We start from the raw sequence: 26,176 nt of genomic DNA, 5'->3' as shown, positions 1-26,176 counted from the left end.
GGACATCACGGCGACGGGGCTCGTCACCGTGCCGGACAGGGGTCGGCACGTGGACCGGGGCTCGTCACCGTGCCGCGCGGAGGTCGGCACGTGGACCTGGCCTCGTCACCGTGCCGCAAGGTGGCCGGCGGCCCGTCAGCGTCCGGGCGTCGCCGTCCCGGCCGGCTCGTTGCCGATGCGGCTGCGGGCCGCGCGGACCGTGGACGCCGGTGTGGGGGCCAGTGTCCGGTGGAGGTTGGTGCGCAGGGTCGACGCGGCGTCGAGCACATAGTTCTGCCGGACCTTCCACGGGCTGCGGTCGCCCTGCCGGGGGAACGCGTCGATGGAGCGCTTCACGTAACCGGAGGCGAGGTCGAGCAGCGGGCGCTCGTTCAGGGCGCCCGTCGGCCTCGGCTCCACCGCCGCGTAGTCGTGGCGGCGCATGTGGTTGAGCACCTTGCACACCAGCCGCGAGGTGAGGTCGGCGCGCAGCGTCCAGGAGGCGTTGGTGTAGCCGATGCACACCGCGAAGTTGGGGACGCCGGTCATCATCGCGCCGCGCCACACGAACTGCCGGTTCAGCGCGACGGGTTCACCGTCGACGCGCGGCGCGATGCCGCCGAAGGCGAGGAGGTCGAGCCCGGTCGCGGACACGATGATGTCGGCCTCCACGACGCGGCCCGACTTCAGGCGGATGCCCTCGGGGACGAAGCGGTCGATGTGGTCGGTGACGATGTCGGCGTCACCCGAGTTGAGGACGTTGAACAGGTCCGCGTCGGGCACCGCGCACAGCCGCTGGTCCCATGGGTCGTACGACGGCGTGAGGTGCTCGTCGACCAGCCGGTCGTCCTTGACGATGCGCTTGTTGAGCCCCGTGAGCACGCGCCGCGCCACCTTCGGGCTGCGCCGGCAGAACTGGTAGACGCCGATGGTGAACAGGATGTTCTTGCTGCGCACCAACCGGTGGGCCACTCCCGCGGGCAGGGCCGCGCGGATGCCGTCGGCGAGTCTGTCGCGGGAGGGCAGTGAACTGATCCAGGTGGGGGAGCGCTGGAGCATGGTGACGTGGGCGGCGCTCCGCGCCATCGCGGGGACCAGCGTGACAGCGGTGGCGCCGCTGCCGATGACGACGACACGCTTGCCCGCGTAGTCCAGGTCCTCGGGCCAGAACTGCGGGTGCACGACCGTGCCGGAGAACGAGTCGGCGCCCTCGAACTCGGGGGTGTGTCCCTTGTCGTAGTCGTAATAGCCCGCGCAGGAGTAGAGGAAGTCGCAGGTGACGGTGGACAGAGCACGGCGGCCGTCCGCGTCGGTGCGCTCCAGCGTCAGGGTCCAGCGCGCCGCCTCGGTCGACCAGTCGGCGGCGAGCACCTTGGTGCCGTAGCGGATCCGGCGGTCGATGCCGAACTCGGCCGCCGTCTCCTTGATGTAGCTCAGGATGGACCCGCCGTCGGCGAGCACCTTGCGGTCGCGCCAGGGCTTGAACGGGTAGCCCAGCGTGAACATGTCGGAGTCCGAGCGCACTCCCGGGTAGCGGAACAGGTCCCAGGTCCCGCCCATGGACTGCCGCGCCTCGACGATCGCGTACGAGCGTTCCGGGCACTCGGTCTGGAGCCGGTATGCGGCGCCGACACCGGACAGGCCGGCGCCCACGATCACCACGTCGATGTGCTCGGCCCGGACCCCGGAGCCGGCGGTGCTGGAGTCTGCGGTGTGCGTCATGTTCCCAGTGTCGGGAAGCACAGCCCTCAGGAATTGACCTGGAACGACAGATCTTTGACCCTGGGCGACATGTCCGTGATCAGATCGGCGGGGCTGCGCGGCTTCCGCGCCACGGTGGCGGAGCTCGGCGGTGACGCCGACGCGTACGCCCGGCAGGCCGGTTGCCCGCCGGCCGCGCTCGACGTGGACGACCTCCTGGTGCCGGAGGAGGCGATGGCGACGGTGCTCGAACTCGCCGCCGCGGACCTCGGCTGCGCCGACCTCGGGCTGCGCATCGCCGCCCGGCAGGACCTGGGCATGCTCGGCGCCCTGGCCCTCGCCATCCAGAACTCCGACACCCTCGGCGACGCCCTGGAGTGCACGACCCGCTACCTCTTCGTCCACGCCCGCTCGGTGAACCTCAGCCTCGAACCCGATCCCTACGGCACTCCGGGAATGGCCGCGCTGCGCTACGGCGTGCGCGACGGGCTGGTCGCGCCGCCGCAGGGCATCGACCTCTCCCTCGGCTTCATTCACCGCGCCATCCGATATCTGGTCGGCCCGTACGGACTGGGCTCCGTGGAACTCCCCCACCCCCTGCTCGCCCCGCTGCCCGTGTACGAGGACTTCTTCGGCGTACCCGTCAAGGGCGACCGTCCTTCGGCGTTGCTGCGCGTACCGCTGAGCCTGGCCGGCCGGTCGCTCGGCGGCGGCAACGCGCGGCTGCGCCACCTCGCGCTCGCGTACCTCGACGAGCAGTTGCCGAAGGAGCCCGCGGACGTCGTGGGCAGCGTCCGGGCCGTCGTCGAGCAGTCGCTCGGCACGTCGTCGCCCGAGATCGGGGCCGTCGCCGGCCTGCTCAACGTCCATCCGCGGACCCTGCAGCGGCGGCTGCGCGCCGCGGGCACGACGTTCGCCGAGGTCGTCGACGAGGAGCGGCGCACCGCCGCCCACCGCTACCTCACCGGCACCGACCTTCCCCTCGGCCAGGTCGCCCTGCTCCTCGGCCTCTCCGAGCAGTCGGCCCTCAACCGCTGCTGCCGTCGCTGGTGGGGCGCCACACCCCGCGCCGTACGCCTGGGCCGACCGGGTCGGCCGACGGGCTGGTGAGCGGGCCTCGGACCCGACCGGCCGACGCGGGCCTTGGGCCGACTGCCCCACTGCGCCACCCACTCACACTCTGTCGTCCTTATCGTGCTTTACGAGAATGATCCGGCCGTGAGGACGTAGGGAGTGCGCATGCGTCGTCTCACGTGGGCGCGGGCAGCACTGGCGGTCGTCCTGGGGAGCGTCCTCGCCGCCGGGCCTCAGGCGCCCGCCGCCCACGCCGAGAGCCGCCGCGCGGAGTGCGGCACCGACGCGTACCCATGCTCCGCGGTGAACTGGCTGTACGAGTACAACTTCGCCCTCGGGCTGCATCCCTTCACCACCCCGCACGACATCCGGTCCCAGCTCACGCACCACTTCTGGCTGTTCCCCGTGAGCGGCAGCGGCTGCCGGGGTCCGGTGCGGCAGGGCGATCAGTGTGCGCTGGTGGGCGACAACCCCGTGTCCGTCGAGCGCGTCGGGAGGACCTACTTCCAGATCACGACGCTGCCTGGACACGCCCTCGGGGACGGTCTCCACATCCGGTTCTCCTTCTCACGGACGCTCGGCATGCACTTCATGACCGTGCGCGCCTGGTACGACGAGGCGACGACGTGCACCAACGGCTGCAGTGTGGTGAGCGGGCTGGGCGCCCTGGTGGTGTGGCAGGTCCTTGCGGACACACTGAAGATCTCGGCCTTCGCCGCGTGAGATCGTGGGCCACGCCCGCTCGTTGCTCACTCGAGTCCAAGGAGAAGCGTCGTGACCGGTTCGGCACCGACCTCTGATCTCACCGGCTGGCAGAAGGCGCCGTTCACGGGCGCCGGGCTGACGTACGACGTGTACGAGAAGGGCAGCGGCCCCGGCGTCGTACTGATCCCCGAGATCCCCGGCATCACGCCCGCCGTGCTCGGTCTCGCCGGCCATCTGGTGGAGCAGGGGTTCACGGTCTCGATCCCGTCCCCGTTCGGCGAGCCGGGCCGCGAGGAGTCCGTCGGCTACGCCCTCAAGGTCCTGACCCGGCTCTGCGTCGCCTCCGAGTTCCGCGCCTTCGCCACGAACGCGCGCCGGCCGATCGCGGACTATCTGCGCGCGCTGGCCCGCGATCTCGCGGCGCGCACGCCGGGGCCCGGCGTCGGCGTCATCGGCATGTGCTTCACCGGAGGCTTCGCGCTCGCCGCCGCGGTGGACGACGTTGTGCTCGCGCCGGTGCTCAGCCAGCCGTCGGTGCCGTTCCCGGTCAGCGGGGCGCGGCGGGTCGACCCGGGCCTGTCCCGCGCCGAGTTCGACACGGTGGTCAGCCGCTCCAAGGAATCCGGCCTGTGCGTGCTCGGCCTGCGCTTCAGCGAGGACGTGGCGGTGCCCGCCCAGCGGTTCCGCACGCTGCGCGCGCATCTCGGCGACGCCTTCGAGGTCATCGAACTGGACTCGTCGCCGGGCAACGCGGGCGGTTTCGCCAAGGGCGCGCACGCGGTGCTCACCGCGGAGGTGCGCGAGGAGCCGGGCAACCCGGCGCTCGCCGCCCGCGAACGAGTCGTCGCCTTCCTGCGCGAACGGCTGGTTCCAGAGGTTTCATAGCTGCCGCGGGGCGCAACCCTCCTGCAACGTGGCGCGGAGTTGACTGGGGCTCCGCGACACCGTCCTACGGAAGGAGCCTGCCGTGAGTGACGAGGCCCCGCGTGTGGAGCTGACCCCGGCGGCCGCCGATCTGCTGCGGCGGCTGCGCAGCGCCCACGGGCCCCTGATGTTCCATCAGTCCGGCGGGTGCTGCGACGGCAGCGCACCCATGTGCTATCCGGAGGGCGAGTTCCGCACCGGCGCCAGCGATGTGCTGCTCGCATCCCTGACCGTGGAGGGTGTCGCGGAGCCGGTCGCGTTCTGGATGTCGAAGAGCCAGTTCGAGGTGTGGAGCCACACGCGGCTGATCGTCGACGTGGTCGAGGGCCGCGGCAGCGGCTTCTCCCTGGAAGCACCCGAAGGTGTACGTTTCCTGATCCGTTCCCGGCTGGTCGGCACCTAGCCATCGACGCGCCCCTCCGCGTCTGGTGAACTCCCTTGAGACAGGGGTGAGTTACACGGACAGCTGGGGGTCACGTGAGACATCGCGACGGACGCTACAGATCGGCTCTGGCGGCCTGTGCCGCATTCGGCGCGCTGGCCGGCGCCGTCCTCGCCGGGGCGGCGCCGGCCAGTGGCGCAGAGGGCGGCGGCACCGAGATCGCCCCGGGCGTCACGTACGAGGAGTTCGACATCCCCGCGGCGAAGGGCCTCACGCACGCGCATGTGCTGAGCGTCGATCTGCGTGACGCGCGGGTGCGGGTCGATCTGCTGCACCCGGACGCGGTCGGCGGACGGGCCACCGTCTCCTCGCTGGCCGACGAGAGCGGCGCGGTCGGCGGCGTCAACGGTGACTTCTTCAACATCACCGAGTCCCAGCACCCCGGCGTGGAGGCCACCGGCGCCTCCGTCGGTCCGGCCGTCGCGAGCGGCCGGACGCTCAAGGCCGCCGTGCCGAACGGCCAGCGCTTCGGTCCCGCGCTCCCGCCCGGCACCACCACCGAGGACGTGCTCGGCGTGGGCGTGGACCATCGCGTCCGACTCGACCGCATGACCCTCGACGGCTCGGTCAGCGCCGACGGCCGGCGACTGCCGCTCGGCGGCCTCAACCAGTACGCCCTGCCCGTCGGTTCGGTCGGCGCGTTCACCTCCGACTGGGGTGCCGTGTCGCGGGTACGCGCCACCTGCGGCACCGACGAGGACCGGGCCGCGCCGTGCAGCACGGACACGTACGAGGTGACCGTGCGCGACGGCCGTGTCGTGTCGTCGGCCGACACTCCCGGCAGCGGGCCCATTGCGTCCGGCGCCACTGTGCTCGTCGGACGCGAGGCGGGCGCGCAGGAGCTGCGGAAGCTGTCGGCGGGCGACCGCGTCCAGATCAGGCACCGCCTGGTGGCGGCGTCGTCGCGCATTCCCTACCGGTTCGCGGTCGGCGGCTACCCCGTGCTGCGGGACGGCGCACCGCTGTCCGGCCTGGACGCGAAGACGGCCGCGGTCCGTACCGCCGCGGGCGCCACGGCAGACGGCCGCCGCCTCTTCCTCCTGGCTCTGGACGGCGCCCCGCAGTACCGCACCGGTCTGACCATCGCGGAAATGGCGGACGTGATGCGCAAGCTGGGCGCGGATGACGCCTTCAGCCTGGACGGCGGCGGATCGTCCACGCTGGTCACGCGGGACCCGGGCGCCGCGACGACCACCGTGAGAAACCACCCGACGGACGCCCCGGAGCGCGCCGTGGCGAACGGGATCGGGGTCTTCTCGCGACGCTGAGCTCAGCGCTCACACAGCCAGGACGTCGCCGCGGTGGGCTGCTCGGAGCCCTCCGCGGCCGCGCGTCTCACTCCCCGTCCCGCACCGCCACCAGCCCGTTGAAGACGCCGACATACGCCGTGCCGTCCGGGCCGAGCGTGACAGGGGCCCAGTTGTTGTCGTAGGTGACGCCCGTTCCCGCGAGCTGCTTCCAGCGGGGTTCGCCCGTGCGGAAGTCCACTGCCGTGAGGTACCAGGCGTCTACGCCCAGGGAGTTGGGGTCCTTCGTATAGAAGTACACAAGGCCGTTGGCGGTGGAGAGTTTGGGGACCGTGGAGGGGGAACGGACCTTGCTCTCCCACACCGTGTCGCAGCCTGAGCCGTCCTTGCGTACGTCGACACGGGTGACTCCGCCCACCACGGAGCGGCCGAAGGTGAGTGACGTGATGTTCTCGTAACCGTAGTTGTTCTCGACGACGAGGCTGTTGCCGTAGCTGATCAGGGAGTTGTCGGTCGTGGAGGCGCCGGAGCCGAAGACGGGCACCTTGCAGACCAGGCGCTGGTCGTCGGGGACGTGGCGGCCGCGGCGGTAGACCAGGACGTTCATGCGGTCGTCCGCGTTGTCGGTGATCGCGACGTAGTCCTCGCCCGCGCCGAACAGGTCGGGTGTGGTGCCCGAACCCTGGTTCACCGAGCCGGGCTTGGTGCCCGTGCCGCGGTCGTACGTCTGGCGCCAGACGGCCCGGGGAGTACCGTCCGCCGCCGCCTCGAAGCTGTAGAGGGCGTGGTCGGAGACGATCGAGACGCCGTCCTCGGCGACCGAGAAGGAGTTCTGGATCTCCTCCCCCGGCAGCTGGATCGACTTGACCGTTCCAGCTGCCGGCTCGACCGTGCCCACGCGCCCCTGCCGGGTCACCCACCAGATGCGGCCCTGCCAGTCGGGCATCACCGACGTCACCGGGTCACAAGTACCGCTCGGGTAGAGGTTCGTCCAGCTCACGCAGTCGTGCGGCACCTGTCCCGTCAGGTCCCAGTCGTCGGTCACGCGGAAGTGCCAACCGCCGTCCGCCGTCTGCTCGTGCGCGAGCCTGATGATGTGCTGGCGCGAGTCGGCCAGGACGAGCCGGTCCTCGTCGTCGAGGTACGAGTAGGCGCCGCCCGAGGTGTCCTTGAAGATCTTCGAGAAGTCGAGCCGGGTGATGGCCTCGACGGTGGACGGGCGCTGCGGGAGCTTGTACTCGGCGAGGGTCTTCAGGGAGTGCGGGTCGAGCAGCTTCACCAGGAACCCTGTGAACGTGCCGCAGACGGTGACGATACGGCCGTCCTTGTCGAAGGTCACCGTCGCGCATTCGCCGCCGAGCGCGGCCATCTTCTCGCTGCTCACCGCGGGCTTGTTCCCCAGCGGCCCGCTCCAGGGGTACGTGCCGCTGCCCGCCGCGTCCGCGTGCATGCCGCTGCGGCCGTTCGCCGCGAGATACGGGTGCTGCGGCGGCGCCTGACCCGGCACGGGGCGCGCCTGCGCGGGCGCTCCCGCGTACTGCTCGACGAGCCGGTGACCGGGTGCCTTGGGAATGTCGTCCGCCCGGGCGGGGTACGCGACACCGGCCGCGGCGATCGTCATGGTCAGGGCGAGGGCACGGCTCAGGGCTCTGCTCGTCATGGCGCGAAGCTAAGGCCACGCTCTTGAAGTGTCCATGCGCATAGGGGTGTTGTTCACGAACCCGAAACGATCACTCATCTCGTCGATGAACGGGGAACGATCACGGATGCAGGCCGCTCACGATCCCCGCCGTCGCCGTCAGGCCGTTCTGCAGCGTGGGCGCCATACTCGTGCCGGCCAGCAGGAATCCCAGCAGCACGCAGACCATCGCGTGCGAGATCTTCATCGCGCCGTTGCGCAGAAAGACCACCGCCAGGATCAGAAGCAGCAGCACGACCGAAATCGACAGGGACATCGCCGAACCTCCTCCGCCACGCCAATACCGCGGCTTTCGGCCGCAAGTGTGGCGTAGCGGAGGCTGCGCCCGGGCGAGTGACGTGTCCCCCGAACGAGTGGTGTGACAGTGGACGCCTACTTCTCGTGGGCGTCGAGGAACGCTTCGAGACCCGCGAGGTCGTCCGTGTTGAGGTGGTCCACGCCGGCAGCGAGCAACTCGCCCCACACGGCATCGCGCTCGGGTCCCGCGACGTCGGGCGTCGCCCAGAAGCGGACGCGGCGGCCCTCCCGGTGGGCGGCCGACACGATGGAACGCAGCTTCTCGCGCTCGGCGGCCGGGATCGGTCCCGCGCCCTGCCAGGTGAAGTTGTTGGCCCAGTTGTCGCTGATGAGCGGAGTGAAGGAGGCGGGCGCGGCGCCGCCGAGGTCGGTGAGGCGGCCGTCGTAGAACGCGCTGCGCACCTGCTGCTGCTCCATGGGCTCGCGGGCGGCGCGGTCGCCGGAGATCACGGCGGTCACCGCGCCGGTGCGCACGCGGCCGTGGGCGTACGTGGTGAACAGGTTGCGGTAGCCACGCAGTTGGCGGTCGAGTTCGAGGTAGGTGGCCGCGCCTTCGGTCTTGATGTCGACGAGGAGCTGGAGGGGCGTGCGGTACCCCCGGTACACGGAGCCGTGGCTGGCCCTGACGCGGGCCGCGAGCGGCTCCAGGTAGAGGGCCGCGAGGGTGCGCTTCGGGTCGAGGTCGATCGGGTCGTGCGCGACGAGGAGCTCGCCGTCGACGAGGTAGATGTCCGCCTCGACGCTGGCGAAGCGGTGGTCGAGGGCGTCGAGGAGGGGCCGGGGGTGCTCGTAGTCGTTGTGCGCGTGGGCGCGCAGCAGGGGGCGGGGGCCGCGTCCCCGCTCGGACGCCTGCGCGTGCCCGGGCGCGGCGACGGTCGCGGTGACCGCCGCGGCGAGGGTCGTGAGGGCTCTGCGACGGGTGAGGTGGGCCATGTGTTCCTCCCGGGGAATGCCGTACGGGCCTCCGCGAGTATGGAGTCCCGTACGTCTCAATGGGCGTTACCGGAACGGGAGTTGGCCGGACCGGCATGCCGCGTTCACCTGTGTGCTCAGGGTGAACGACGGGCTGCCGGGCGGGGGCGGAACGCCCCTCGTTCACCTGCCTTCTTCGGCGGGGCCCAGCGCGTCCCACTCGACCGTCCGGCCGCACCAGCGCTCGAGGAGACGCCGGTCGTGGCCCACGGCCAGCAGCCCCGCGCCCGTCTCCGCGCGATAGTCCTCCACGACGCCCACCAGGGCCGCCGTCGTGGACGCGTCGAGCATCGCCGTCATCTCGTCGCAGATCAGCCAGCGGGGGCGCAGGGCGAGGGCGCGGGCGAGGCAGGCGCGTTGCAGTTGTCCGTCGCTGACTTCATGGGGTCGCCGTGGCAGGAGGTCGGCGCCCAGGCCGACGGTCTCGGCCAGTTCGCCGACTCGGGCGTCCGGTGCACGTCCCGAGGCCCGCAGCGGCTCGGCGATGAGGTCGGCGAGGCGCAGCCGCGGGTCGGCGGACATGCGCGGCTGCTGGAAGACCACGCCGAACGCGGTGCGCTGCTCGCGGGGCGCGCGGTGGCGCCAGCCGCGGGCCGGCTCCCCGTCGATGACGACGCGGCCGGAGTCGGGGCGGTGGAGCAGGGCGGCGACGCGGGCAAGCGTGGACTTGCCGCAGCCGCTGGGCCCGAGGAGGCCGACGGCCTCGCCGGGGGCGATGGTCAGGCCTGCGTTCCGCACGACGGGACTGCCGCGCTCGTACCCGGCGGTGACGGAGATCAGTTCAAGCACGCGGCGCCTCCAGCGGCACGGTCGCGGGGTAGTGGCAGGCCACGCCGTCCGCGAGTGCGGGCCGGGTCCCGCAGGTGTCGGTGGCCCGGTCGCAGCGCGCGGCGAACGCGCAGCCGGCGGGGAGCGCGCCCAGTTCGGGCGGCATCCCGGGAATGGGCGTGAACTCGCGGTCGGGCAGCGCGTCGAGGAGGCCGCGTGCGTACGGGTGCCGGGGCCCGGGGCTGCCGAAGAAGTCGGCGGCGTCCGCGAGTTCGACGATGCGGCTCGCATACATGACGGCCACGCGGTCGGCGATCCGTTCGGCCGCCGCGAGGTCGTGCGTGATGAGCAGGAGGGCGCGCTCCGCCCCGATGTGACGGCGCAGTTCGTCCACGGTGCGGTCCACGAGGTCGCGGTCGAGTCCGGTCGTGGGTTCGTCGGCGAGGAGCAGGGGCGCGTCGCCGACCAGGGCCAGCGCGGTCGCGGCCCGCTGGGCGAGCCCCCCGGACAGCTCGTGCGGGTACCGGTCGAGATGCCCGGCGGGGAACGCGGCGCGCGCCGCCGCCTCCACTGCGGCGGCCCGCAGCAGCGGCCCGCGTCGCACCCCCGTCAACTCGCCCACGGTTTCCGTGAGTTGGGAGCGGACGGTTCGTACGGGGGTGAGGTGTGCGGCGGGGCTCTGCGGCACGAGGCCGACGCGGCGGCCGCGGACGGTGCGGGCCAGGGTGCGCTCGTCGGCGGCGAGGAGGTCGAGGTCGCCTGCGAACGCGGACCCGGTGGTCTCCGCGTTGCCCGGGAGCAGCCCGAGGAGGGCCGACGCGAGCACGGACTTGCCGCAGCCGCTCTCCCCGACGAGGGCCAGGCACTCGCCCGCCGCGAGGTCGAAGCGTGCGCCGCTGACGGCCTGGACGTGCGCGCCGTCGCGCATGCGGAAGCGTACGGACACGTCCCGTACGGACAGGACGGGTCGGGACTCGGTCACAGCATGAGCTCCGATCGGCGGCGCGGGTTGAGGCGTTCCCGCCAGGCGCCCGCGAGGCCCGCGATCGCCAGGGTCGGCACGATGATGAACAGGCCGGGGAAGAGGGTCGGCCACCAGTCCCCGGCGAGCAGCGAACCCCGCGCGGACTGCACGAGGGTGCCCAGGCTCGCCTGGTGCGTGGGCAGGCCCAGGCCGAGGAACGACAGGGCGGATTCGTGCCAGACGGCGTGCGGAACCATGAGGACGGCGGCGAGCGCGGCCTGCGGAAGGACGCCCGGCAGCAGGTGGCGCACCGCGATCCGCCACCGCGTGGAGCCCCCGGACACGGCCGCGTCGATGTAGGGCCGCGAGCGCAGGGAGAGGACTTCGGCGCGCACGATACGGGCCGTGGACAGCCAGTGCGTGAGCGCCACGGAGACGACGACCGGCCAGACGCCCGGCCGGAACATGGCGACGATGAAGATGCCGAGGAGCAGGTGCGGCACCGATGAGAAGACGTCCACGAGCCGCATGACGACCCGGTCCGTCCAGCCGCCGACTGCGCCCGCGAGCGCGCCCACGGCCGTTCCGATGACGGTCGCCACGACAGCGGCGACGACCCCGACGAGGAGGGAGACGCGCAGCCCGTACACGCAGCGCAGCAGCAGGTCGCGTCCCACGTCGTCGGTGCCGAACGGGTGTGCCCACGACGGTGGTTGAAGCTTGGCGGCGAGGTCGACGGCCTGTTCGTCGAGGTGGGCGAAGGGCGGTACGACGAGGACGGCGAGGACGACCGTCGCGACGAGGACGGCGGACGTGCGCACCCGCCACGCGCGCGTGGATCGGCGCGCGCGGCCGTGGGTGCGCCAGGTGAGTTCAGCCATCGAATCCCACTCTCGGGTCGGCGAGGCCGTACAGGAGGTCGGCGGCCAGGTTGCCGAGGAGTACGGCGAGGGTGGCGAGCGTGGTCAGTGCGGCGAGCAGCGGGAAGTCCACGGAGGTCGCGGCCTGCACGGTCGCGGCGGCGATCCCCGGCCAGCTGAACACGGTCTCCACCAGGAGCGCGCCGGTGATCAGTTCGGGTACGCGGGATCCGATGAGCGTCAGTACGGGCAGCGTTCCGGACCGCAGGGCGTGGCCCATCAGGACGGTGCGCGGGGAGAGTCCGCGTGCGCGCGCCCCGCGGACGGGGTCCTCCTCGAGTGCGTCCCCGACGCCCTGGCGTACGTACAGGACGAACCAGGGGAGTTGTGAGACGGTGAGGACGGCGGCGGGGAGCACCAGATGCGAGGCGACCTGTCCTGCCGTGATCGTCGTGCTGCCGGTGTCGGTGAGTCCCCCGGCCGGGAGCGCGCCGAGTTTCAGGGCGAACAGCCAGACGGCGAGCAGGCCGAGCCAGAACGGGGGCGCGGCTTCGAGGGTGTAGGCGACCGCGCTGACGGTCCGGTCGAGCCATCCTCCCTGGCGTCGCGCGGCGAGGACGCCGAGTGCCGTGCCGAGCAGGACTGCGGCGAGGAAGGCGGTGGCGGCGAGCAGGACGGACCAGCCGATGCGTTCGCCGAGGACGTCGGCTACGGGCTGTCGCAGTACCGAGGAGTCGCCCAGGTCGCCCTGGAGAGCGGCGGTCAGCCAGTCCCACCAACGGGTGACGAGGGGCCGGTCGACGCCGAGGTTGGCGCGGAGCTGGTCGAGGTTGTCCTGCGAGGCGGTGAGGCCGGCGGTGCCCGCGTAGGCCTTGACGGGGTCGAAGGGGGACGCGGCGGCGATCGCGAAGACACCGAAGGTCACGGTGGCCAGGACCGGGACGGCGAACAGGATCCGCCGTCCCGTCAGGCGGGCCATCGGCCCCCAGGGGAGCCGCCGCTTCACGAGGCCGGCTGCCACTTCTCGACGTTCCACCAGGGGCCGGAGGCGAGCCCGTGGTCGTGCGGCTCGACCTGAGTGGTGAGGTCGCCGAACCGGTCGCCGACGACGTAGAGGTGGTCGATGTGGGTGAGGAAGGTGTAGCCGGGGTTCTTCACGAGTTCGCGCTGCACCGTGTCGTAGGCGGCCTTGCGCTCGGCCCGGTCGTCGGTCCTGCGGGCCGCGTCGAGCGCCTTGTCGACACGCGTGTTGTCGTACCGGGCCATGTTGTTGAAGCCGTCGCCCGCGAGGGAGGACTTGAGAAGGGTGTACTGGTCGAAGTCGGGGTCGGCCGGGGAGCCGCCGCCCGCGAGGACCGCGTCCTTGGGCATGCGCGGCTCGATGACCTCCCAGGTGCCGGACTCGACCTTGATCTGGATGCCGAGCTTCTTGGCGTCGGAGGCGTAGGCGAGGGCGTGGTCCTGGCGGAGCTTGTCGCCGGTCAGGTACCAGAGCGGGAAGGAGGCGCGGACGCCGTCCTTCGCGCGGATCCCGTCCTTGCCGGCCTTCCAGCCCGCGTCGTCGAGGATGTGCCTGGCTTTCGCGAGGTGGTGGGTGCGCTCGGTGCCCTTGGTGAACCAGGGGCTGTCGGTCGGGACGGGGCCGTATGCCTCCTTGCCCGCGCCGTCGAGGATCGAGTCGACCATGGCCTTGCGGTCGACGCCGATGTCGAGCGCTCGCCGCACGGCGGTGTCCCCGGCGACCTTGTTGCCGGTGGGCAGGGTCACGACGCGGTAGTCGAAGGTGCGGGCGGCGTACGTCTTCTTGTCGCTGTCGCTCTTGAACGTCGCGGCGAGGTCGGGCGGGAGGATGGCGCCGTCGAGGTCGCCGGAGCGCAGCCGGGTGGCGCGCACGTCGTCGTCCTTGATGACGGCCATGGTGAAACTGCTGACCTTCGGCTCGCCGCCCCAGTAGCGGGGGTTGGCCTTGAAGGTGAGCTTCTCGCCCTTGGACCACTTCACGAGCGTGTACGGCCCGGTGCCGATCGGCTTCGTGGTGAAGTCGCCGGTGTTGACGTCCTGCTGGCCCGCTATGTGCTCGGGCGCGATGGGCAGGACGGTGCGCTCGGCGAACGGGGCGTAGGGGTACTTGAGGCGGAAGACGACGGTGTCGTCACCCTTGGCCTCGACCGTGTCGACGGCGTCGAGCTCCGTCTTGGAGGCGTTGTTGGTCTTCTTGTCGAGGATGGTCTCGTAGGTGAAGACGACGTCCTTGGCCGAGAAGGGCTTCCCGTCGCTGAACCGCACGCCGTCGCGCAGCTTGTACGTGTACGTGCGGCCGTCGGCGCTCACCTTCGGCAGGGCGGCGGCGAGCGCGGGCTTCAGCTCCATGTCCGCGTCGTGGGTGAGCAGCCCGTCGAAGATCTTCGAGTTGCCGTCCTTGCCGTAGCCGAGGAGCGGGCTGAGCGTGTCCGGTTCGTAGGCGATGCCCACGACCGCGCTCGCCCCCGCCCGCTCGTTGCTGCCCTCACCCGAACCGCCGGGCGCCGAACAGGCTGCGGCGGTCACCGACAATGCGGCGACCGCCGCCACCGCTGTCGCACCTCGTGCCGGCCTGACCACCATGCCCACCCCTATTGAAGATCAACTCTTATTGCGAATGAGTCGCAATAATGTCATCTCGTCAAGGGAAGGTAAAACCCGGGGTCAGACCCGGCATCGGACTCGGGGGCAGACCCGGGGTCAGGGCGCCCGGAGGTCGACCAGCTCGGCCAGCTCCTCCCGGTGCCTGCCCGCGGAACCCAGCGCGATCGAGTCGGCCTTGGCCCGCTTGAGGTAGAGGTGGACGGGGTGCTCCCAGGTCATGCCGATGCCGCCGTGGAGCTGGAGCGCCTCCTCCGCCGCGTGGACAGCCGCAGGTCCCGCGTACGCCTGGGCGACCGCCACCGAGACATCGGCGTCATCGCTCCCGGCGGCGAGGGTGTCCGCTGCGCTGCGGGCCGCGGCGCGGACGCCGACGACCTCCAGCCACACCTGGGCGAGCCGGTGCTTGAGCGCCTGGAAGGAACCGACGGGCCGGTTGAACTGGTGGCGCTCGCGCGTGTAGCGGACCGTCTCCGTCAAGCACCAGTCGGCGAGACCGAGTTGCTCGGAGGCGAGGAGCCCCGCTCCGGCCCGCAGCGCGCGGCGGACGGCCGGGACCGCATTGTCGGTCAGCACGCGCGCGCGTGCACCGGTGAACGTCACCGTGGCGACGGGCCGGGTGGGGTCGAGGGACGTCCGTGCCTCGACAGTGACACCGTCGTCGGCGACGTCGACCGCGTACAGGCCGCTGCTCGTCGGTACGAGGAGCACATCGGCCGCCGCCGCGTCGGCGACGCCGGTGACCTGCCCCTCCAGCCTGCCACCCTCTTCTTGGACACCCGTGAAGGCCTGGCCGGGCGCGGCCGACAGGGGCACGGCGAGCACGCCCACCGTGCGGCCCGACGCGAGCGCGCCGAGCAGCGCGGAGGCCTCGTCGCCCGAGCAGTCGAGGAGCGCCTCGGTCGCGACGACTGCGCTGGTGAGATAGGGAACGGGGGCGACGGAGCGCCCCAACTCCTCCAATACCACGGCCACTTCGCGGTGCGTCGCCCCCTGGCCGCCGAGCTCCTCGGGGATCAGCAGGCCCGCGAGCCCCATCCCCTCCGCGAGCGACTTCCACAGCGCGCGGTCGTGCGGCTCGTCCGTCTCGACGCGGGCGAGCACCGACGCGGCGTCGCAGTGGGCGGCGAGGAGGCCGCGCACGGCCGACCGCAGCGCCTCTTCCTCCTCCGTGTACAGCAGATCGCTCATCGCGCGAGGTCCTTCCAGGCGACGTCCTTGTCGGTGCGCGGCTCGGACGGCAGTCCGAGGACGCGTTCGGCGACGATGTTGAGCAGGACCTCGCTCGTCCCGCCCTCGATGCTGTTGCCCTTGGCGCGCAGATAGCGGTATCCGGCGTCTCGGGCCAGGAAGTCGACGACGGCCGGCCGGCGCATGGTCCAGTCGTCGTACAACAGGCCCTCATCGCCGAGGAGTTCGATCTCCAGGCCGCTGATCTCCTGGTTGAGCCGGGCGAAGCCGAGCTTCATGCCGGAGCCCTCGGGGCCCGGCTGGCCCGCGACCAGCTGCTGGCGCAGACGCTCGCCGGTGAGACGGGCGACCTCGGCCTCGACCCACAGCTTCAGGAGCCGCTGGTGCAGGTCGTGGGTGCGCAGCTCGGGGCGTTCGCGCCAGGTCTTCGCGACCGCGGAGATCATGCCGCCCTCGCGCGGGATGCGGGAGCCGCCGATCGACACACGCTCGTTCATGAGCGTGGTCTGCGCGACCTTCCAGCCGTCGCCGATCTCGCCGAGGCGGTGCGCGTCCGGGATGCGCACATCGGTGAGGAACACCTCGTTGAACTCCGCCTCGCCGGTGATCTGGCGCAGCGGCCGCACGTCGACGCCGGGGTCGGTCATGTCGCAGATGAAGTACGTGATGCCGCGGTGCTTGGGCACGTCCGGGTCGGTGCGGGCGATGAGGATGGCCCAGCGGGCGGCGTGCGCCCCGGACGTCCACACCTTCTGGCCGTTGATCACCCAGTCGCCGGTGGCCTCGTCGCGCACGGCGCGGGTGCCGAGGGCCGCGAGGTCGGAGCCCGCGCCGGGCTCGCTGAACAGCTGGCACCACACCTCCTCGCCGATCCACAGCGGGCGCAGGAAGCGCTGCTTCTGCTCGTCGGTGCCGAAGCCGAGCACCGTCGGGGCGGCCATGCCGAGGCCGATGCCGATGCGGCGCGGATCGTTGTCCGGGGCGTCCGCCGCGGCGAGTTCGGCGTCCACGACGGCCTGGAGCGAGCGCGGCTGCCCCAGCCCGCCGAGGCCCTGCGGGTAGTGCACCCACGCGAGCCCGGCGTCGAAGCGGGCCTTCAGGAAGTCGGTGCGGTCCGTGGTCGCGGGCGGATACGCGGCCAGCAACTCCTGGGTGCGGCTGCGCAGTTCGGCGGCGTCGGTCATACGCCCGCCCCCTCGTGGCCGGGCACCACGGCGACACGGCCGGTGGTGACGCCGTCGGCGACGCGCTGTACGGCAGCCGCCGCGCCGGCCAGCGGCACGCGCTCACTGATCAGCGGCTTGATCGCGCCACGCGCCGCGAGCTCGGTGAGCTGCTCGTGGCAGTGCGCGACCAGCTTCGGGTCCTTGGTGTTGTACAGGCCCCAGTGCAGGCCGAGGATCGCGTAGTTCTTCACCAGGGCGTGGTTGAGGGCGGGGCTCGGGATCGTGCCGCTCGCGAATCCGACGACGACGATCCGGCCCTCGAAGGCGACGACCTTCGTGGACTGCGTGTACGCCTCGCCACCGACCGGGTCGTAGATGACGTCGGCACCCCGGCCGCCGGTGGCCTCCTTCACGGCGGCGATGACGTCCTGCGCGCGGCGGTCGATGACGACGTCGCAGCCGAGGTCGCGGGCCACCTTTGCCTTCTCCTCGCCGCCGACGACGCCGATGACGGTGGCACCGGCCGCCTTGCCGAGCTGGACGGCGGCGCTGCCGACGCCGCCGGCCGCCGCGTGTACGAGGAGCGTCTCGCCCGCCTGGAGGTGCGCTCTGCGGTGCAGGCCGAACCAGCCGGTCTGGTAGCCGATGTGCAGGGCCGCGGCCTCGGCGTCGTCCAGCGCGTCGGGCGCGGGCAGCAGGGCGGCGGCGTCCGCCACGGCGTACTCGGCGAAGCCGCCGTGCGGCAGCGCGGGGTTGGCCAGCACGCGCCGGCCGTCCTCGGTCTCGCCGCAGATCTCCACGCCGGGCGTGAACGGCATCGGCGGCCGCACCTGGTACTGGCCTCGGCACATCAGCGCGTCCGGGAAGTTGATGTTCGCCGCGCGCACCCTGAGCAGGACCTGGCCGTCGCCGGGGACGGGCCGCTCGACGTCGGCGAGCTCCATCACCTCGCTCGGCTCGCCGTTCCGGTGCACTTGCCATGCCTGCATGCGGGGCCTCCACGGGACTTCTTCGTCTTACCGGGCTCGCACGCATACTAAGCGGTCGCTTGGATATCTGGGAACAGGGCGGGACCCTTTTTCGCGCAGGCCGTCGCGGGCCTGTCCCAGACGATGCCGCGGGCCGTGTCGCAGGCATGGAGCTTTCGGCGCCCACGCGGTATCGATACCGGCATGACGGACTCGACCGGCCCCACCCACCCGACGACACCGCGGGGGCTGCCCGCCCCTCCCCCGGCCGGCACGACGGCACTCCCCCCGGGAACGTACCGGGGAAGCCTGGTCCTGGTCACGGGTGGCGGGACGGGTCTCGGGAAGGCCCTCGCCGCCGAGTTCGCACGACTCGGCGCCGACGTGATGATCGTGAGCCGCCGGGCCGCGCATCTGGAGCCCGCGCTGGAGGAACTGGCGGCGGTGAGCCGCGACGGCGGCACGGTGACAGCCGCGGTGTGCGACATCAGGGACCCGGACCGCATCGCCGAGGTCTTCGACACGGCGGAGGCGGCGCACGGGCGCACCCCCGACGTGCTCGTCAACAACGCGGCCGCCAACTTCCCCGTACCCGCCGAGGACATGAGCCCGAACGCGTGGCGCACCGTCGTCGACATCACCCTCAACGGCACCTTCTACATGACCCGCGAGTTCGGCCGCAGACACCTCGTGGCGGGCACGCCGGGCTCGGTGATCGCCGTAGGCGCCTCCTACGCGTGGACGGGCGGCCCCGGCTTCGCCCACAGCGCGGCGGCCAAGGCAGGTGTGAAGAACCTGGTGGAGACGCTGGCCGTGGAGTGGGGCCCGTACGGCATCCAGGTCAACGGCCTCGTGCCGGGCCTCATGCCGCACGAGGACATGCCGGAGGACATCCGCGCCAACCTCAGCCCGGAGGCGGGTCACCGCGAGCACGACGCCCGGCAGCCCGCCCTGCGCGTCGGCGCGCCCCACGAGCTGGGCTGGGCCGCCACCTTCCTCGCCTCCCCCTACGCCCGTTTCATCAGCGGCCACACGCTCGTCGTGGACGGGGCGAACTGGCAGCGGCGCGGGCTGGTGAGCCCGCCCGTGGTGACGGTGCGGGAGCAGATGGGGAGGGGGCCGTTCCGGGAGGGACCGTGAAGGGATCGACCCCTTGGCTCAAAGCACTACTTCCCCTCGAACCGCGGTTCGCGCCGCTCCGCCTTCGCCGTGTACCCCTCCCGGATGTCCTGCGACGTGAGCGTGAGTGCCGCGCTCATCGCCACACGGTCGAGCGCGGCCCCCATGCCCGCGTCCGCGAAGGCGTCGATGTCCCGCTTGACGGACTGGACGGCGAGCGGCGCGTTGGCCGCGATCTCCGCGGCGAGCAAACGGGCGGACGCCTCCAACTCGCCCGCACCGGTGACCTGTTGGAGCAGGTTGAGCCGGTGCGCCGTCCCCGCGTCGATACGGCGTCCCGTCAGCGCGAGGTACTTGGCCCACCCCGCGCCCGCCTCGCGCGCGATCCGCAGATCACCGCCCGCGTCGACGGCGACCCCGAGCCGCGTCTCCGGCAGCGCGAACACCGCGTCGTCGGCCGCGATCCGCACATCGGCCATCAGCGCCAGCTCGAACCCGACGCCGAGGCAGTAGCCCTGGACGGCCGCGACGACGGGCTGCGGCAGACCGGCGAACGCGCGGAACCGCTCATGGACCCAGCGAATGCCCTCGTAGTAGTTGCGCGTCAGCTCGGACCCCGAGCGCCCGCCGATCCCGCCGCCGGGCGCCTTGATGTCGATGCCCGCGCAGAAGGCCCGACCCTCGGCCCGCAGCAGCACCACCCGGATCCTGTCGTCGAAGCGGATCCGGTCGGCGAGCAGGCCGAGCTGGCGGCTCGACTCCCAGCTCCAGGCGTTCAGCTTCTCCGGCCGGCACAGGGTGAGGACACCGATGCCGCCCTCCTCGACATCCAGCCGGAGCCGCCGCGCACCGTCACCTTCACCCCCGCCTTGGCCTTGGCCTTCGCCTTCGCCTTCGCCTTCGCCGGGAAGTTCGTTGCTCGTCGTGTCGATCATTCCGCCACCACTCCCGCCTTCCTGACGCATCATCAGAAGGCGCAGGGTAGGTGACGGGCCCTACCGACTGAAGAGTTCGAACGGTACGGCCGGTGTGCCGCCGAAGCGCTCCGCGGCGGCCTGGACGTTGCCGGTGAGGAAGGAGCGGCAGTAGACCTCGGGGTCCTCGTCCGTCAACACCTCGATGTACGTGCGGTGTTCGAGCAAGGAGCGCACGGCCCGTTCGATACCGGGCGTCGCGTCGACCGCGTGCGTGGGCGACGACGAGCCGGCGACGGCGACCCAGCGCACACCGTTCCACGGCTCCAGGCCCTGCTCGATCAGCTCGGGGAAGATCCAGCGGTTGCCCGCGTCCGCCGCCGCGTCGAGGGTGGCCCGCCCGACGGCGACATGGTCGGGGGTGTTCCAGGCGACTCCACCCCAGGTGTCTCGGTGGTTGAGGGTGACGAGGAGTTCGGGCCGGTGCCTGCGGATCGCGGCGGCGATGTCGCGGCGCAGCGCGGTCCCGTACTCGACGACGCCGTCCTTGTGGCCGAGGAACTCGACGATGTCGACGCCGACGACGGCGGCGCTCGCGCGCTGCTCCTGTTCGCGCAGGGGCCCGCACTCGGCAGGTTCGAGGGTGTCGATGCCCGCCTCCCCACGGGTGGCGAGGACGTACGCGACCTCACGTCCGCCGTCGGTCCACGCGGCGATCGCCGCGGAGCAGCCGTATTCGAGGTCGTCCGGGTGCGCCACGACGGCGAGGGCCCGCTGCCAGCCCTCGGGCATGGGGAGCAGCTGGTCCGGGGCGGCGGTCTGGCTCTTCGGCTCGGTCATGGCCGCACCCTAATGCGGTGCCGTCCGCGGCGTGGGGGGATTCGCCGGGGCGGGGAAGGCGGTCCTGCTTCCCCGCCCCGGCCCTCTCAGACGTCTCCGCGCACCATCGCGAGCAGCCGGTCGAGGACGTGCGGCGCTCCGGCCCGCAGCCCGTCGTGCTCGAATTCGTCGGTGACCCATGTGCGCAGGCCCTTGATGGTGCGTGCCGTGCGCAGGGAGTGGTCCGTGTCGACGTACATGTCGTCGTGGTAGACGGCGGCGACGGCCGGCACCTCGTTGGCGGCCAGGCGCGCGGGGTCGTAGAGCGGGGCCCAGTCGGTGCGCGCGGCGAGGAGTTCGGCGGTCTCGCGCAGGGGGCGCAGGGCCGGGTCGCAGTCGAACATCCACGGGTGCACGGACTCGCCGGTGAACAGCAGGGGCCCGTCACCGGCGAGGGTCTTCGCGGCGTCGAACTGGGGGAACTCTCCGCGTACGCGCTCGGCGGACCAGTTCGTGGGCCGGTCGTCCTGCCCGTAGATGGCCTCGTGCACGAGCGCGTAGAGCGGGTGTCCGGCGTAGGAGAGCGTGGCCTGTACGTCCTCCTGGAAGGCGTCGGACAGTTCGACGCCGCCCGGCGTGCGGACGAAGGCGTCCTCGAGGAGGTAGTGCAGACGGTCGCTGCCGCCGGTCCCGCCGAGCAGGATGCCGAGGGACTGGAACGCCTCGACGGTCAGCTTGTAGCCGCCGTTCAGTACGGGCTCGTGCTCGGTGAGGTGCTCGGCGATGCGGCGGGCGCGTTCGACGTCCTGCGGGTAGCGCGCGTAGTGGGCGGCGACCTTGCGCTCGATGCGCGGGTACGCGGCTCGGTAGACGTCGTCCGCGTGACCGTCGAGCGTGGGCAGGCCGCCGGTGATGACGGCGGCGGCGAGGCCTTCGGGGGCCGTCGACAGATACCGGGTGGCGCAGAACCCGCCGAAGCTCTGGCCGAGGACCGTCCAGGGGGCGCCGCCGGTCACCTCGCCTCGGATGATCTCGCAGTCGCGGACGATCGAGTCGGCGCGGAAGTGCGCGAGGTAGTCGGCCTGTTCGCTCGGCCCGCCGCGCAGCGGGAGCGTCTGCCGGTTGGCCGGGGTGGAGCTGCCGGTGCCGCGCTGGTCGAGGAGGAGCACCCGGTGGTCCTGGAGCGCCGTGCCGAGCCAGGCCTGCTTGCCGGAGAAGCGGTTGGCGCCGAATCCGGGGCCGCCCTGGAGGTAGAGGAGCCACGGGAGGTTCGCGTGTTCCTTGCCGACGGCCACCGCCTCGCGGGCGAACAGCTCGATGCTCTCGCCCTCGGGGTGGTCGTGGTCGAGCGGCACTGAGAAGCGGCGGTCGGTGAGGACGACACCGGGCTGGCGGTATGTGGCGGTCGTCAAGGGGGCTCCTGGGCGGCGTTCGGAATACGGTGTGCGGTGTCCGCTCAGTTCAGCACATGTCAGCGCGAGCCCAGACTCGACCCCCGTACGACGAGCTCGGGCTGGAGGACGACCCTGCGGTGACGGTGGGGTTCGCCGGTCGCGGGTTCCGTCTCCTCCAGCAGGAGTTCGGCGGCCATCGCTCCCATGGTGACGGCGGGCTGGCGTACGGAGGTCAGGGGCACGGTGGCGGCCGACGCGAACTCGATGTCGTCGTAGCCGACGATCGCGATGTCCTCGGGGACCCGTACACCGGCCGCGTACATCGCCTGGAGGACGCCGAGGGCGAGCAGGTCGTTGGCGCAGAACGCGGCGGTGGGGCGATCGGCGAGGCCGAGCAGGCGGGCCCCGGCGTCGCGTCCCGCCGCGACGTCGAGCCGCTCCGTGGGCAGTTCGCGCAGCGCTGCGGCCGGGAGGCCCGCCTCGGCCAGGGCCTGGAGGGCGCCGGTGCGGCGGTCCTTGACCTGGTTGAGCGCGGGCGGTCCGCTGACGTAGGCGATGCTGCGGTGTCCGGCGTCCACGAGGTGGCGCACGGCGAGCGCGCCGCCGGTGACGTCGTCCACGGACACGGAGCACTCCGAGGTGCCCTCGGCGACGCGGTCGACGAGCACGAACGGGATGCCGTGCCGGCGGAAGTTCTCGATGTTGCGGCCGCTCGCCTCGGCCGGGGTGAGGAGCACGCCCCGCACGCGCTGCTCGGCGAACAGGGACAGGTACTCGGCCTCCTCGGAGGGGTCCTGCGCGCTGTTGCACACCATGACGCCGAGCCCCGCGTCGCGCGCGGCACGCTCGGCGCCGCGCGCGACGTCCACGAAGAACGGGTTGCCCATGTCCAGGACGAGCAGACCCATGATGCGGCTGCGGCCGGCGCGCAGCTGACGCGCCGACTCGCTGCGCACATAGCCGAGCCGGTCGATGGCGGACAGCACCCGGGCCCTGGTGTCGGAGGCGACGGAGTCCGGGCGGTTGATGACGTTCGAGACCGTGCCGACGGATACTCCGGCGGCGCGGGCGACGTCCTTGATACCCACCGACTGGGCCATCGGGCGGGGACCTCCATGGGGCGATGAGCGACGGGAATGGTTCAGATTACCCGTGAATGCGCTGGTGGCTGCGGGGACGGGGGCCAGGGCCTCAGAAGTGGTAGTCGTCGATGTTCTTCCGGTCGAAGACCGTGGGCTTGCCGAGGTCGATGACGCCGTCCGTGCCGACGGTGAAGGTGCCCATGCCGCCGGCCTTGAAGGTCTCGCCCTCCTTGCCGGTGATCTGTCCGGAGGACAGCGCGACGGCGGTGCGGGCGGCGAGCTCGCCGAGCTCGGCCGGGTCCCACAGCTCGAAGCCCTCGACGGTGCCGTTCTTGACGTACTTGCGCATGTCGTTGGGGGTTCCGAGACCGGTCAGGGCGACCTTGCCCTTGTACTTGGAGCCGGACAGGTACTGGGCGGCGGCCTTGATGCCGACGGTGGTCGGGGAGATGATCCCGGCGAGCTTGGGGTGTTCCTGGAGCAGGCCCTGGGTCTGCTGGAAGGACTGCTGGGCGTCGTCGTTGCCGTACGCGACCTTCACCAGCTTCATGTCCTTGTACTTGGGCTTCTTCAGCTCGTCCTTCATGAAGTCGATCCAGGTGTTCTGGTTCGTCGCCGTCTGCGCGGCGGACAGGATCGCGATGTCGCCCTTGTAGCCGATCTTTTCGCCCAGGAGCTGGACCTGGGTGCGCCCGAGCGCCTCGGCGCTGGCCTGCGAGACGAAGGCGTTGCGGCACTCGGGCTTGGTGTCGGAGTCGTAGGTGACGACCTTGATGCCGTTCTTCATGGCCTGCTTGAGTGCGGTGCACAGGGCGCCGGGGTCCTGCGCGGAGACGGCCATCGCGTCGACCTGCTGCTGGGTGAGCGTGTTGACGTAACTGACCTGTCCGCTGGTGTCGGTGGCGCTGTTGGGGCCGGTCTCCTTGTACGTCGAGCCGAGTTCGGTGAGGGCCTTCTCGCCGCCCTTGTCGGCGGTCGTGAAGTACGGGTTGTTGACCTGCTTGGGCAGGAAGGCGACCTTCAGGCCCTTCTTGGTCGCGGCTCCCGGGTCGGCCTTGGCATGGGAGGACGTGCCGGCGTCGTCGTCCTTCGCCGAGTCCTTGGTGGTGCCGCCGCACGCGGTGGCGGCGAGCGCGAGCGAGGTGACGGCGGCGAGCGCCAGGCAGGCTCGGCGGAGTGCGGGTGCGGACATCGTGGGCCCCTTTCGGGCGGTACGTGAGGTCAGTGCGAGGGAGTGGTGGCCTGGCGGCCCGCTCGGGCGGTCGCCAGCTGCCGGGCGACGCGGGGTCCGAGCACGGAGACGACGAGCAGGACGCCGGTGACGACGATCTGCGACTGGGCGGAGACATTGAGCAGGCTCATCGCGTTCTGGAGGCCGCCGAGCAGGAACACTCCGGCGATCGCGCCGCCGAGTGTGCCCCTGCCTCCGTCGAAGTCGATGCCGCCGAGCAGCACGGCGGCGACGACGGACAGTTCGAGCCCGGTGGCGTTGTCGTAGCGGGCGCTGGCGTAGTGCAGGGCCCAGAACACGCCGGTCAGGGAGGCCATGAGGCCGGTGGCGACGAACAGCCACAGCTTGTGGCGCCGGACGCGGATACCGGCGAAGCGCGCCGCCTCTTCGTTGGCGCCGATCGCGAAGAGGGAGCGGCCGAACGGCGTCGCGTGCAGGATGACGACCGCGATCGCGAGCAGCGCGAGGAAGGGCAGGAACGCGTACGGCAGGAAGGTGTCTCCGATGCGTCCCGCCGCGAAGTCCAGGTACTGCGAGGGGAAGTCGGTGACGGCGTCCGAGCCGAGGATGATCTGGGCGATGCCGCGGTAGGCGGCCATGGTGCCGATGGTGACGGCGAGGGAGGGCAGCCCGAGGCGGGTCACCAGGAGGCCGTTGACGAGCCCGCAGAGGAGGCCGAGGACGAGGCACAGCGGGATGATCGTCTCGATGGCCATGCCCGCGTTCCACAGGGAGCCCATCACGGCCCCGGACAGGCCGGCCGTCGAGGCGACGGAGAGGTCGATCTCGCCGGCGACCACCAGGAGGGTCATCGGAAGCGCGATGAGCGCGATGGGCAGGGTGTTGCCGAGCAGGAACGACAGGTTGAGCGCGTTGCCGAAGCCGTCGACGAACGAGAACGACGCCAGGAGCAGCACCACCAGGAGTGCGCCCACCACGGTGTCCCAGCGGACGGCGCGGGCGAGGGGGAGATCAGCCATGGCGGGCGTTCCTCTTCTTCAGTGCCTGGGCGACGCGCAGGGCGACGACCCGGTCGACGGCGATGGCGAGGACCAGCAGGACACCGTTGATCGCGAGCACCCACACCGAGCTGACGCCCAGGGCGGGCAGCACGCTGTTGATGGACGTCAGCAGGAGCGCGCCGAGGGCGGCGCCGTAGACGCTGCCGGAGCCGCCGGTGAAGGCGACGCCGCCGACCACGACGGCGCTGACGACGGTGAGTTCGTAGCCGTTTCCGGTGGCGGAGTCGACGTTGCCGAAGCGGGCGAGGTACAGGGCGCCCGCGAGCCCGGCGAGCGCCCCGCAGGCGGTGTACGCGGCGAGGATCCGGCGGCGCACGGGGATGCCTGCGAGGCGCGCGGCCTCCGGGTTGGAGCCGAGCGCGTACAGCTCGCGCCCGCCGCCGAAGTGCCGCAGGTAGTACGCCACCGCGATCAGGACGGCGAGGGCGATCAGCGCGAGATACGGCACCGCGGAGATGCCGCCGGAGCCGAAGTCGACGTATCCGCCCGGCAGATCGGAGGCGGTGATCTGCCGCGAGCCGACCCAGATGGAGTCGATGCCGCGGATGACGTAGAGCGTGCCGAGGGTGACGACGAGGGCCGGTACCTGGCCGAGGCTGACGAGGGCGCCGTTGAGGAGCCCGCAGCCGATGCCGAGGGCGACGGCGAGCACGATCGCGACGAGGGAGTTGCCGCCGCCGTGGAGGTAGTCACCGGCGGCGAAGGCGCTGATGCCGAGGGTCGAGCCGACGGACAGGTCGACGTTCCGCGTGATGACGACCAGCGCCTGCCCGGTGGCGACGAGGACGAGGATGGTGGCGTTGAGGAGCAGGTCCTTGATGCCCTGCTCCGAGAGGAACTCGCTGTTGCCGGCCTGGGTGACGCCGATCATCACCAGGAAGACCAGCAGGATGGCGAGTTCACGCATCTTGAAGACCCGGTCGACGAGCCGGGTGCCGCCGGCCTTGTCGGGATCGACGGCGGGCGCGGGCGGCTGTGCGGTGACGGTCATGAGGTCCTCCTTCCGGGGTTCGCTT

General features: G+C 71.8%; 25 protein-coding genes. 6 read left to right on the top strand and 19 right to left on the bottom strand.

Features of this window, described 5'->3' with window-relative positions:
* Positions 1 to 135 precede the first annotated feature (135 nt).
* Complete coding sequence (locus tag ACZ67T_RS21510) at positions 136 to 1,701, bottom strand: flavin-containing monooxygenase (RefSeq protein ID WP_469986039.1); 1,566 nt, start codon at positions 1,699 to 1,701, stop codon at positions 136 to 138.
* 69 nt (positions 1,702 to 1,770) lie between these two features.
* On the opposite strand from ACZ67T_RS21510, the gene ACZ67T_RS21505 reads away from it, so the two are divergent.
* The 5 genes from ACZ67T_RS21505 (at position 1,771) to ACZ67T_RS21485 (ending at position 6,093) form a co-directional block, all read left to right on the top strand.
* A complete protein-coding gene (locus ACZ67T_RS21505; RefSeq protein WP_469986038.1) occupies positions 1,771 to 2,790 on the top strand; it encodes an AraC family transcriptional regulator in 1,020 nt (339 codons plus the stop codon).
* Between the two features lie 129 nt (positions 2,791 to 2,919).
* Positions 2,920 to 3,477, top strand: coding sequence for a hypothetical protein (locus ACZ67T_RS21500; protein ID WP_469986037.1), 558 nt, complete (start codon positions 2,920 to 2,922; stop codon positions 3,475 to 3,477).
* A 51-nt stretch (positions 3,478 to 3,528) separates the two neighbouring features.
* A complete protein-coding gene (locus tag ACZ67T_RS21495; protein WP_469986035.1) occupies positions 3,529 to 4,344 on the top strand; it encodes a dienelactone hydrolase family protein in 816 nt (271 codons plus the stop codon).
* 82 nt (positions 4,345 to 4,426) lie between these two features.
* Positions 4,427 to 4,786, top strand: coding sequence for a DUF779 domain-containing protein (locus tag ACZ67T_RS21490; protein WP_469986033.1), 360 nt, complete (start codon positions 4,427 to 4,429; stop codon positions 4,784 to 4,786).
* 74 nt (positions 4,787 to 4,860) lie between these two features.
* Positions 4,861 to 6,093: a phosphodiester glycosidase family protein gene (locus ACZ67T_RS21485; RefSeq protein WP_469986031.1), complete on the top strand. Its 1,233-nt coding sequence runs from the start codon at positions 4,861 to 4,863 to the stop codon at positions 6,091 to 6,093.
* Between the two features lie 67 nt (positions 6,094 to 6,160).
* Here ACZ67T_RS21485 and ACZ67T_RS21480 read toward each other — a convergent pair whose 3' ends face one another.
* The 11 genes from ACZ67T_RS21480 to ACZ67T_RS21430 all read right to left on the bottom strand — a co-directional run bounded on the left by ACZ67T_RS21480 (position 6,161) and on the right by ACZ67T_RS21430 (position 17,600).
* Positions 6,161 to 7,732 carry a hypothetical protein gene (locus ACZ67T_RS21480; protein WP_469986030.1) on the bottom strand — a complete coding sequence of 524 codons (1,572 nt, stop codon included), beginning with the start codon at positions 7,730 to 7,732 and terminating at the stop codon, positions 6,161 to 6,163.
* A gap of 100 nt (positions 7,733 to 7,832) precedes the next feature.
* On the bottom strand, positions 7,833 to 8,027 hold the full coding sequence (locus tag ACZ67T_RS21475) for a hypothetical protein (protein WP_266556035.1): 195 nt from the start codon (positions 8,025 to 8,027) through the stop codon (positions 7,833 to 7,835).
* A 116-nt stretch (positions 8,028 to 8,143) separates the two neighbouring features.
* The gene (locus ACZ67T_RS21470; RefSeq protein ID WP_469986028.1) at positions 8,144 to 9,001 is read right to left on the bottom strand and encodes a phosphatidylinositol-specific phospholipase C/glycerophosphodiester phosphodiesterase family protein; all 858 of its coding nucleotides are present in this window, start codon (positions 8,999 to 9,001) and stop codon (positions 8,144 to 8,146) included.
* A 162-nt stretch (positions 9,002 to 9,163) separates the two neighbouring features.
* Positions 9,164 to 9,829, bottom strand: coding sequence for an ABC transporter ATP-binding protein (locus ACZ67T_RS21465; RefSeq protein WP_469986026.1), 666 nt, complete (start codon positions 9,827 to 9,829; stop codon positions 9,164 to 9,166).
* Complete coding sequence (locus ACZ67T_RS21460; protein ID WP_469986025.1) at positions 9,822 to 10,790, bottom strand: ABC transporter ATP-binding protein; 969 nt, start codon at positions 10,788 to 10,790, stop codon at positions 9,822 to 9,824. Before ACZ67T_RS21460 ends, ACZ67T_RS21465 begins: the two co-directional genes overlap by 8 nt.
* Complete coding sequence (locus ACZ67T_RS21455) at positions 10,787 to 11,653, bottom strand: ABC transporter permease (protein WP_469986023.1); 867 nt, start codon at positions 11,651 to 11,653, stop codon at positions 10,787 to 10,789. Before ACZ67T_RS21455 ends, ACZ67T_RS21460 begins: the two co-directional genes overlap by 4 nt.
* A complete protein-coding gene (locus ACZ67T_RS21450) occupies positions 11,646 to 12,611 on the bottom strand; it encodes an ABC transporter permease (RefSeq protein WP_469986395.1) in 966 nt (321 codons plus the stop codon). Before ACZ67T_RS21450 ends, ACZ67T_RS21455 begins: the two co-directional genes overlap by 8 nt.
* A 23-nt stretch (positions 12,612 to 12,634) precedes the next feature.
* Positions 12,635 to 14,236, bottom strand: coding sequence for an ABC transporter substrate-binding protein (locus tag ACZ67T_RS21445; RefSeq protein ID WP_469986021.1), 1,602 nt, complete (start codon positions 14,234 to 14,236; stop codon positions 12,635 to 12,637).
* Between the two features lie 117 nt (positions 14,237 to 14,353).
* Positions 14,354 to 15,445 carry an acyl-CoA dehydrogenase family protein gene (locus tag ACZ67T_RS21440; RefSeq protein WP_469986019.1) on the bottom strand — a complete coding sequence of 364 codons (1,092 nt, stop codon included), beginning with the start codon at positions 15,443 to 15,445 and terminating at the stop codon, positions 14,354 to 14,356.
* Positions 15,442 to 16,629, bottom strand: a complete 1,188-nt coding sequence (locus tag ACZ67T_RS21435; protein WP_469986018.1) for an acyl-CoA dehydrogenase family protein — start codon at positions 16,627 to 16,629, stop codon at positions 15,442 to 15,444. The genes ACZ67T_RS21440 and ACZ67T_RS21435 overlap by 4 nt, the downstream gene beginning before the upstream one ends.
* Positions 16,626 to 17,600 carry an NADPH:quinone oxidoreductase family protein gene (locus ACZ67T_RS21430; RefSeq protein WP_469986016.1) on the bottom strand — a complete coding sequence of 325 codons (975 nt, stop codon included), beginning with the start codon at positions 17,598 to 17,600 and terminating at the stop codon, positions 16,626 to 16,628. Before ACZ67T_RS21430 ends, ACZ67T_RS21435 begins: the two co-directional genes overlap by 4 nt.
* Positions 17,601 to 17,783: 183 nt before the next feature.
* Here ACZ67T_RS21430 and ACZ67T_RS21425 point away from each other — a divergent pair, with 183 nt between their 5' ends.
* Positions 17,784 to 18,719, top strand: coding sequence for an SDR family oxidoreductase (locus ACZ67T_RS21425; protein WP_469986015.1), 936 nt, complete (start codon positions 17,784 to 17,786; stop codon positions 18,717 to 18,719).
* Between the two features lie 26 nt (positions 18,720 to 18,745).
* Here ACZ67T_RS21425 and ACZ67T_RS21420 read toward each other — a convergent pair whose 3' ends face one another.
* The 7 genes from ACZ67T_RS21420 to ACZ67T_RS21390 all read right to left on the bottom strand — a co-directional run bounded on the left by ACZ67T_RS21420 (position 18,746) and on the right by ACZ67T_RS21390 (position 26,151).
* The gene (locus ACZ67T_RS21420) at positions 18,746 to 19,633 is read right to left on the bottom strand and encodes an enoyl-CoA hydratase/isomerase family protein (RefSeq protein ID WP_469986013.1); all 888 of its coding nucleotides are present in this window, start codon (positions 19,631 to 19,633) and stop codon (positions 18,746 to 18,748) included.
* Positions 19,634 to 19,693: 60 nt separating this feature from the next.
* A complete protein-coding gene (locus ACZ67T_RS21415; RefSeq protein WP_469986011.1) occupies positions 19,694 to 20,452 on the bottom strand; it encodes a PIG-L deacetylase family protein in 759 nt (252 codons plus the stop codon).
* Positions 20,453 to 20,538: 86 nt separating this feature from the next.
* Complete coding sequence (locus ACZ67T_RS21410; RefSeq protein WP_469986009.1) at positions 20,539 to 21,843, bottom strand: alpha/beta fold hydrolase; 1,305 nt, start codon at positions 21,841 to 21,843, stop codon at positions 20,539 to 20,541.
* A 59-nt stretch (positions 21,844 to 21,902) separates the two neighbouring features.
* Positions 21,903 to 22,925: a LacI family DNA-binding transcriptional regulator gene (locus ACZ67T_RS21405; protein ID WP_469986008.1), complete on the bottom strand. Its 1,023-nt coding sequence runs from the start codon at positions 22,923 to 22,925 to the stop codon at positions 21,903 to 21,905.
* 91 nt (positions 22,926 to 23,016) lie between these two features.
* On the bottom strand, positions 23,017 to 24,099 hold the full coding sequence (gene rhaS / locus ACZ67T_RS21400; protein ID WP_469986006.1) for a rhamnose ABC transporter substrate-binding protein: 1,083 nt from the start codon (positions 24,097 to 24,099) through the stop codon (positions 23,017 to 23,019).
* Between the two features lie 29 nt (positions 24,100 to 24,128).
* Complete coding sequence (locus tag ACZ67T_RS21395) at positions 24,129 to 25,118, bottom strand: ABC transporter permease (protein WP_469986004.1); 990 nt, start codon at positions 25,116 to 25,118, stop codon at positions 24,129 to 24,131.
* The gene (locus ACZ67T_RS21390; protein ID WP_469986002.1) at positions 25,111 to 26,151 is read right to left on the bottom strand and encodes an ABC transporter permease; all 1,041 of its coding nucleotides are present in this window, start codon (positions 26,149 to 26,151) and stop codon (positions 25,111 to 25,113) included. The genes ACZ67T_RS21395 and ACZ67T_RS21390 overlap by 8 nt, the downstream gene beginning before the upstream one ends.
* Positions 26,152 to 26,176 lie beyond the last annotated feature (25 nt).

Source organism: Streptomyces sp. NPDC107517 (genome assembly GCF_055582645.1).
Note: the sequence above shows the minus strand (reverse complement) of the source record. Positions and strands in the feature narration are given on the sequence as shown.

What these genes read in the sequence shown, in the direction of transcription:
- ACZ67T_RS21455 (WP_469986023.1), bottom strand. Translation starts at nt 11,653, where the DNA reads ATGGCTGAACTCACCTGGCGCACCCACGGCCGCGCGCGCCGATCCACG.
- ACZ67T_RS21445 (WP_469986021.1), bottom strand. Translation starts at nt 14,236, where the DNA reads ATGGTGGTCAGGCCGGCACGAGGTGCGACAGCGGTGGCGGCGGTCGCC.
- ACZ67T_RS21500 (WP_469986037.1), top strand. Translation starts at nt 2,920, where the DNA reads ATGCGTCGTCTCACGTGGGCGCGGGCAGCACTGGCGGTCGTCCTGGGG.
- ACZ67T_RS21450 (WP_469986395.1), bottom strand. Translation starts at nt 12,611, where the DNA reads ATGGCCCGCCTGACGGGACGGCGGATCCTGTTCGCCGTCCCGGTCCTG.
- ACZ67T_RS21395 (WP_469986004.1), bottom strand. Translation starts at nt 25,118, where the DNA reads ATGGCTGATCTCCCCCTCGCCCGCGCCGTCCGCTGGGACACCGTGGTG.
- ACZ67T_RS21440 (WP_469986019.1), bottom strand. Translation starts at nt 15,445, where the DNA reads ATGAGCGATCTGCTGTACACGGAGGAGGAAGAGGCGCTGCGGTCGGCC.
- ACZ67T_RS21425 (WP_469986015.1), top strand. Translation starts at nt 17,784, where the DNA reads ATGACGGACTCGACCGGCCCCACCCACCCGACGACACCGCGGGGGCTG.
- ACZ67T_RS21470 (WP_469986028.1), bottom strand. Translation starts at nt 9,001, where the DNA reads ATGGCCCACCTCACCCGTCGCAGAGCCCTCACGACCCTCGCCGCGGCG.
- ACZ67T_RS21505 (WP_469986038.1), top strand. Translation starts at nt 1,771, where the DNA reads ATGTCCGTGATCAGATCGGCGGGGCTGCGCGGCTTCCGCGCCACGGTG.
- ACZ67T_RS21390 (WP_469986002.1), bottom strand. Translation starts at nt 26,151, where the DNA reads ATGACCGTCACCGCACAGCCGCCCGCGCCCGCCGTCGATCCCGACAAG.
- ACZ67T_RS21510 (WP_469986039.1), bottom strand. Translation starts at nt 1,701, where the DNA reads ATGACGCACACCGCAGACTCCAGCACCGCCGGCTCCGGGGTCCGGGCC.
- ACZ67T_RS21475 (WP_266556035.1), bottom strand. Translation starts at nt 8,027, where the DNA reads ATGTCCCTGTCGATTTCGGTCGTGCTGCTGCTTCTGATCCTGGCGGTG.
- ACZ67T_RS21420 (WP_469986013.1), bottom strand. Translation starts at nt 19,633, where the DNA reads ATGATCGACACGACGAGCAACGAACTTCCCGGCGAAGGCGAAGGCGAA.
- ACZ67T_RS21405 (WP_469986008.1), bottom strand. Translation starts at nt 22,925, where the DNA reads ATGGCCCAGTCGGTGGGTATCAAGGACGTCGCCCGCGCCGCCGGAGTA.
- ACZ67T_RS21480 (WP_469986030.1), bottom strand. Translation starts at nt 7,732, where the DNA reads ATGACGAGCAGAGCCCTGAGCCGTGCCCTCGCCCTGACCATGACGATC.
- ACZ67T_RS21415 (WP_469986011.1), bottom strand. Translation starts at nt 20,452, where the DNA reads ATGACCGAGCCGAAGAGCCAGACCGCCGCCCCGGACCAGCTGCTCCCC.
- ACZ67T_RS21435 (WP_469986018.1), bottom strand. Translation starts at nt 16,629, where the DNA reads ATGACCGACGCCGCCGAACTGCGCAGCCGCACCCAGGAGTTGCTGGCC.
- rhaS (WP_469986006.1), bottom strand. Translation starts at nt 24,099, where the DNA reads ATGTCCGCACCCGCACTCCGCCGAGCCTGCCTGGCGCTCGCCGCCGTC.
- ACZ67T_RS21430 (WP_469986016.1), bottom strand. Translation starts at nt 17,600, where the DNA reads ATGCAGGCATGGCAAGTGCACCGGAACGGCGAGCCGAGCGAGGTGATG.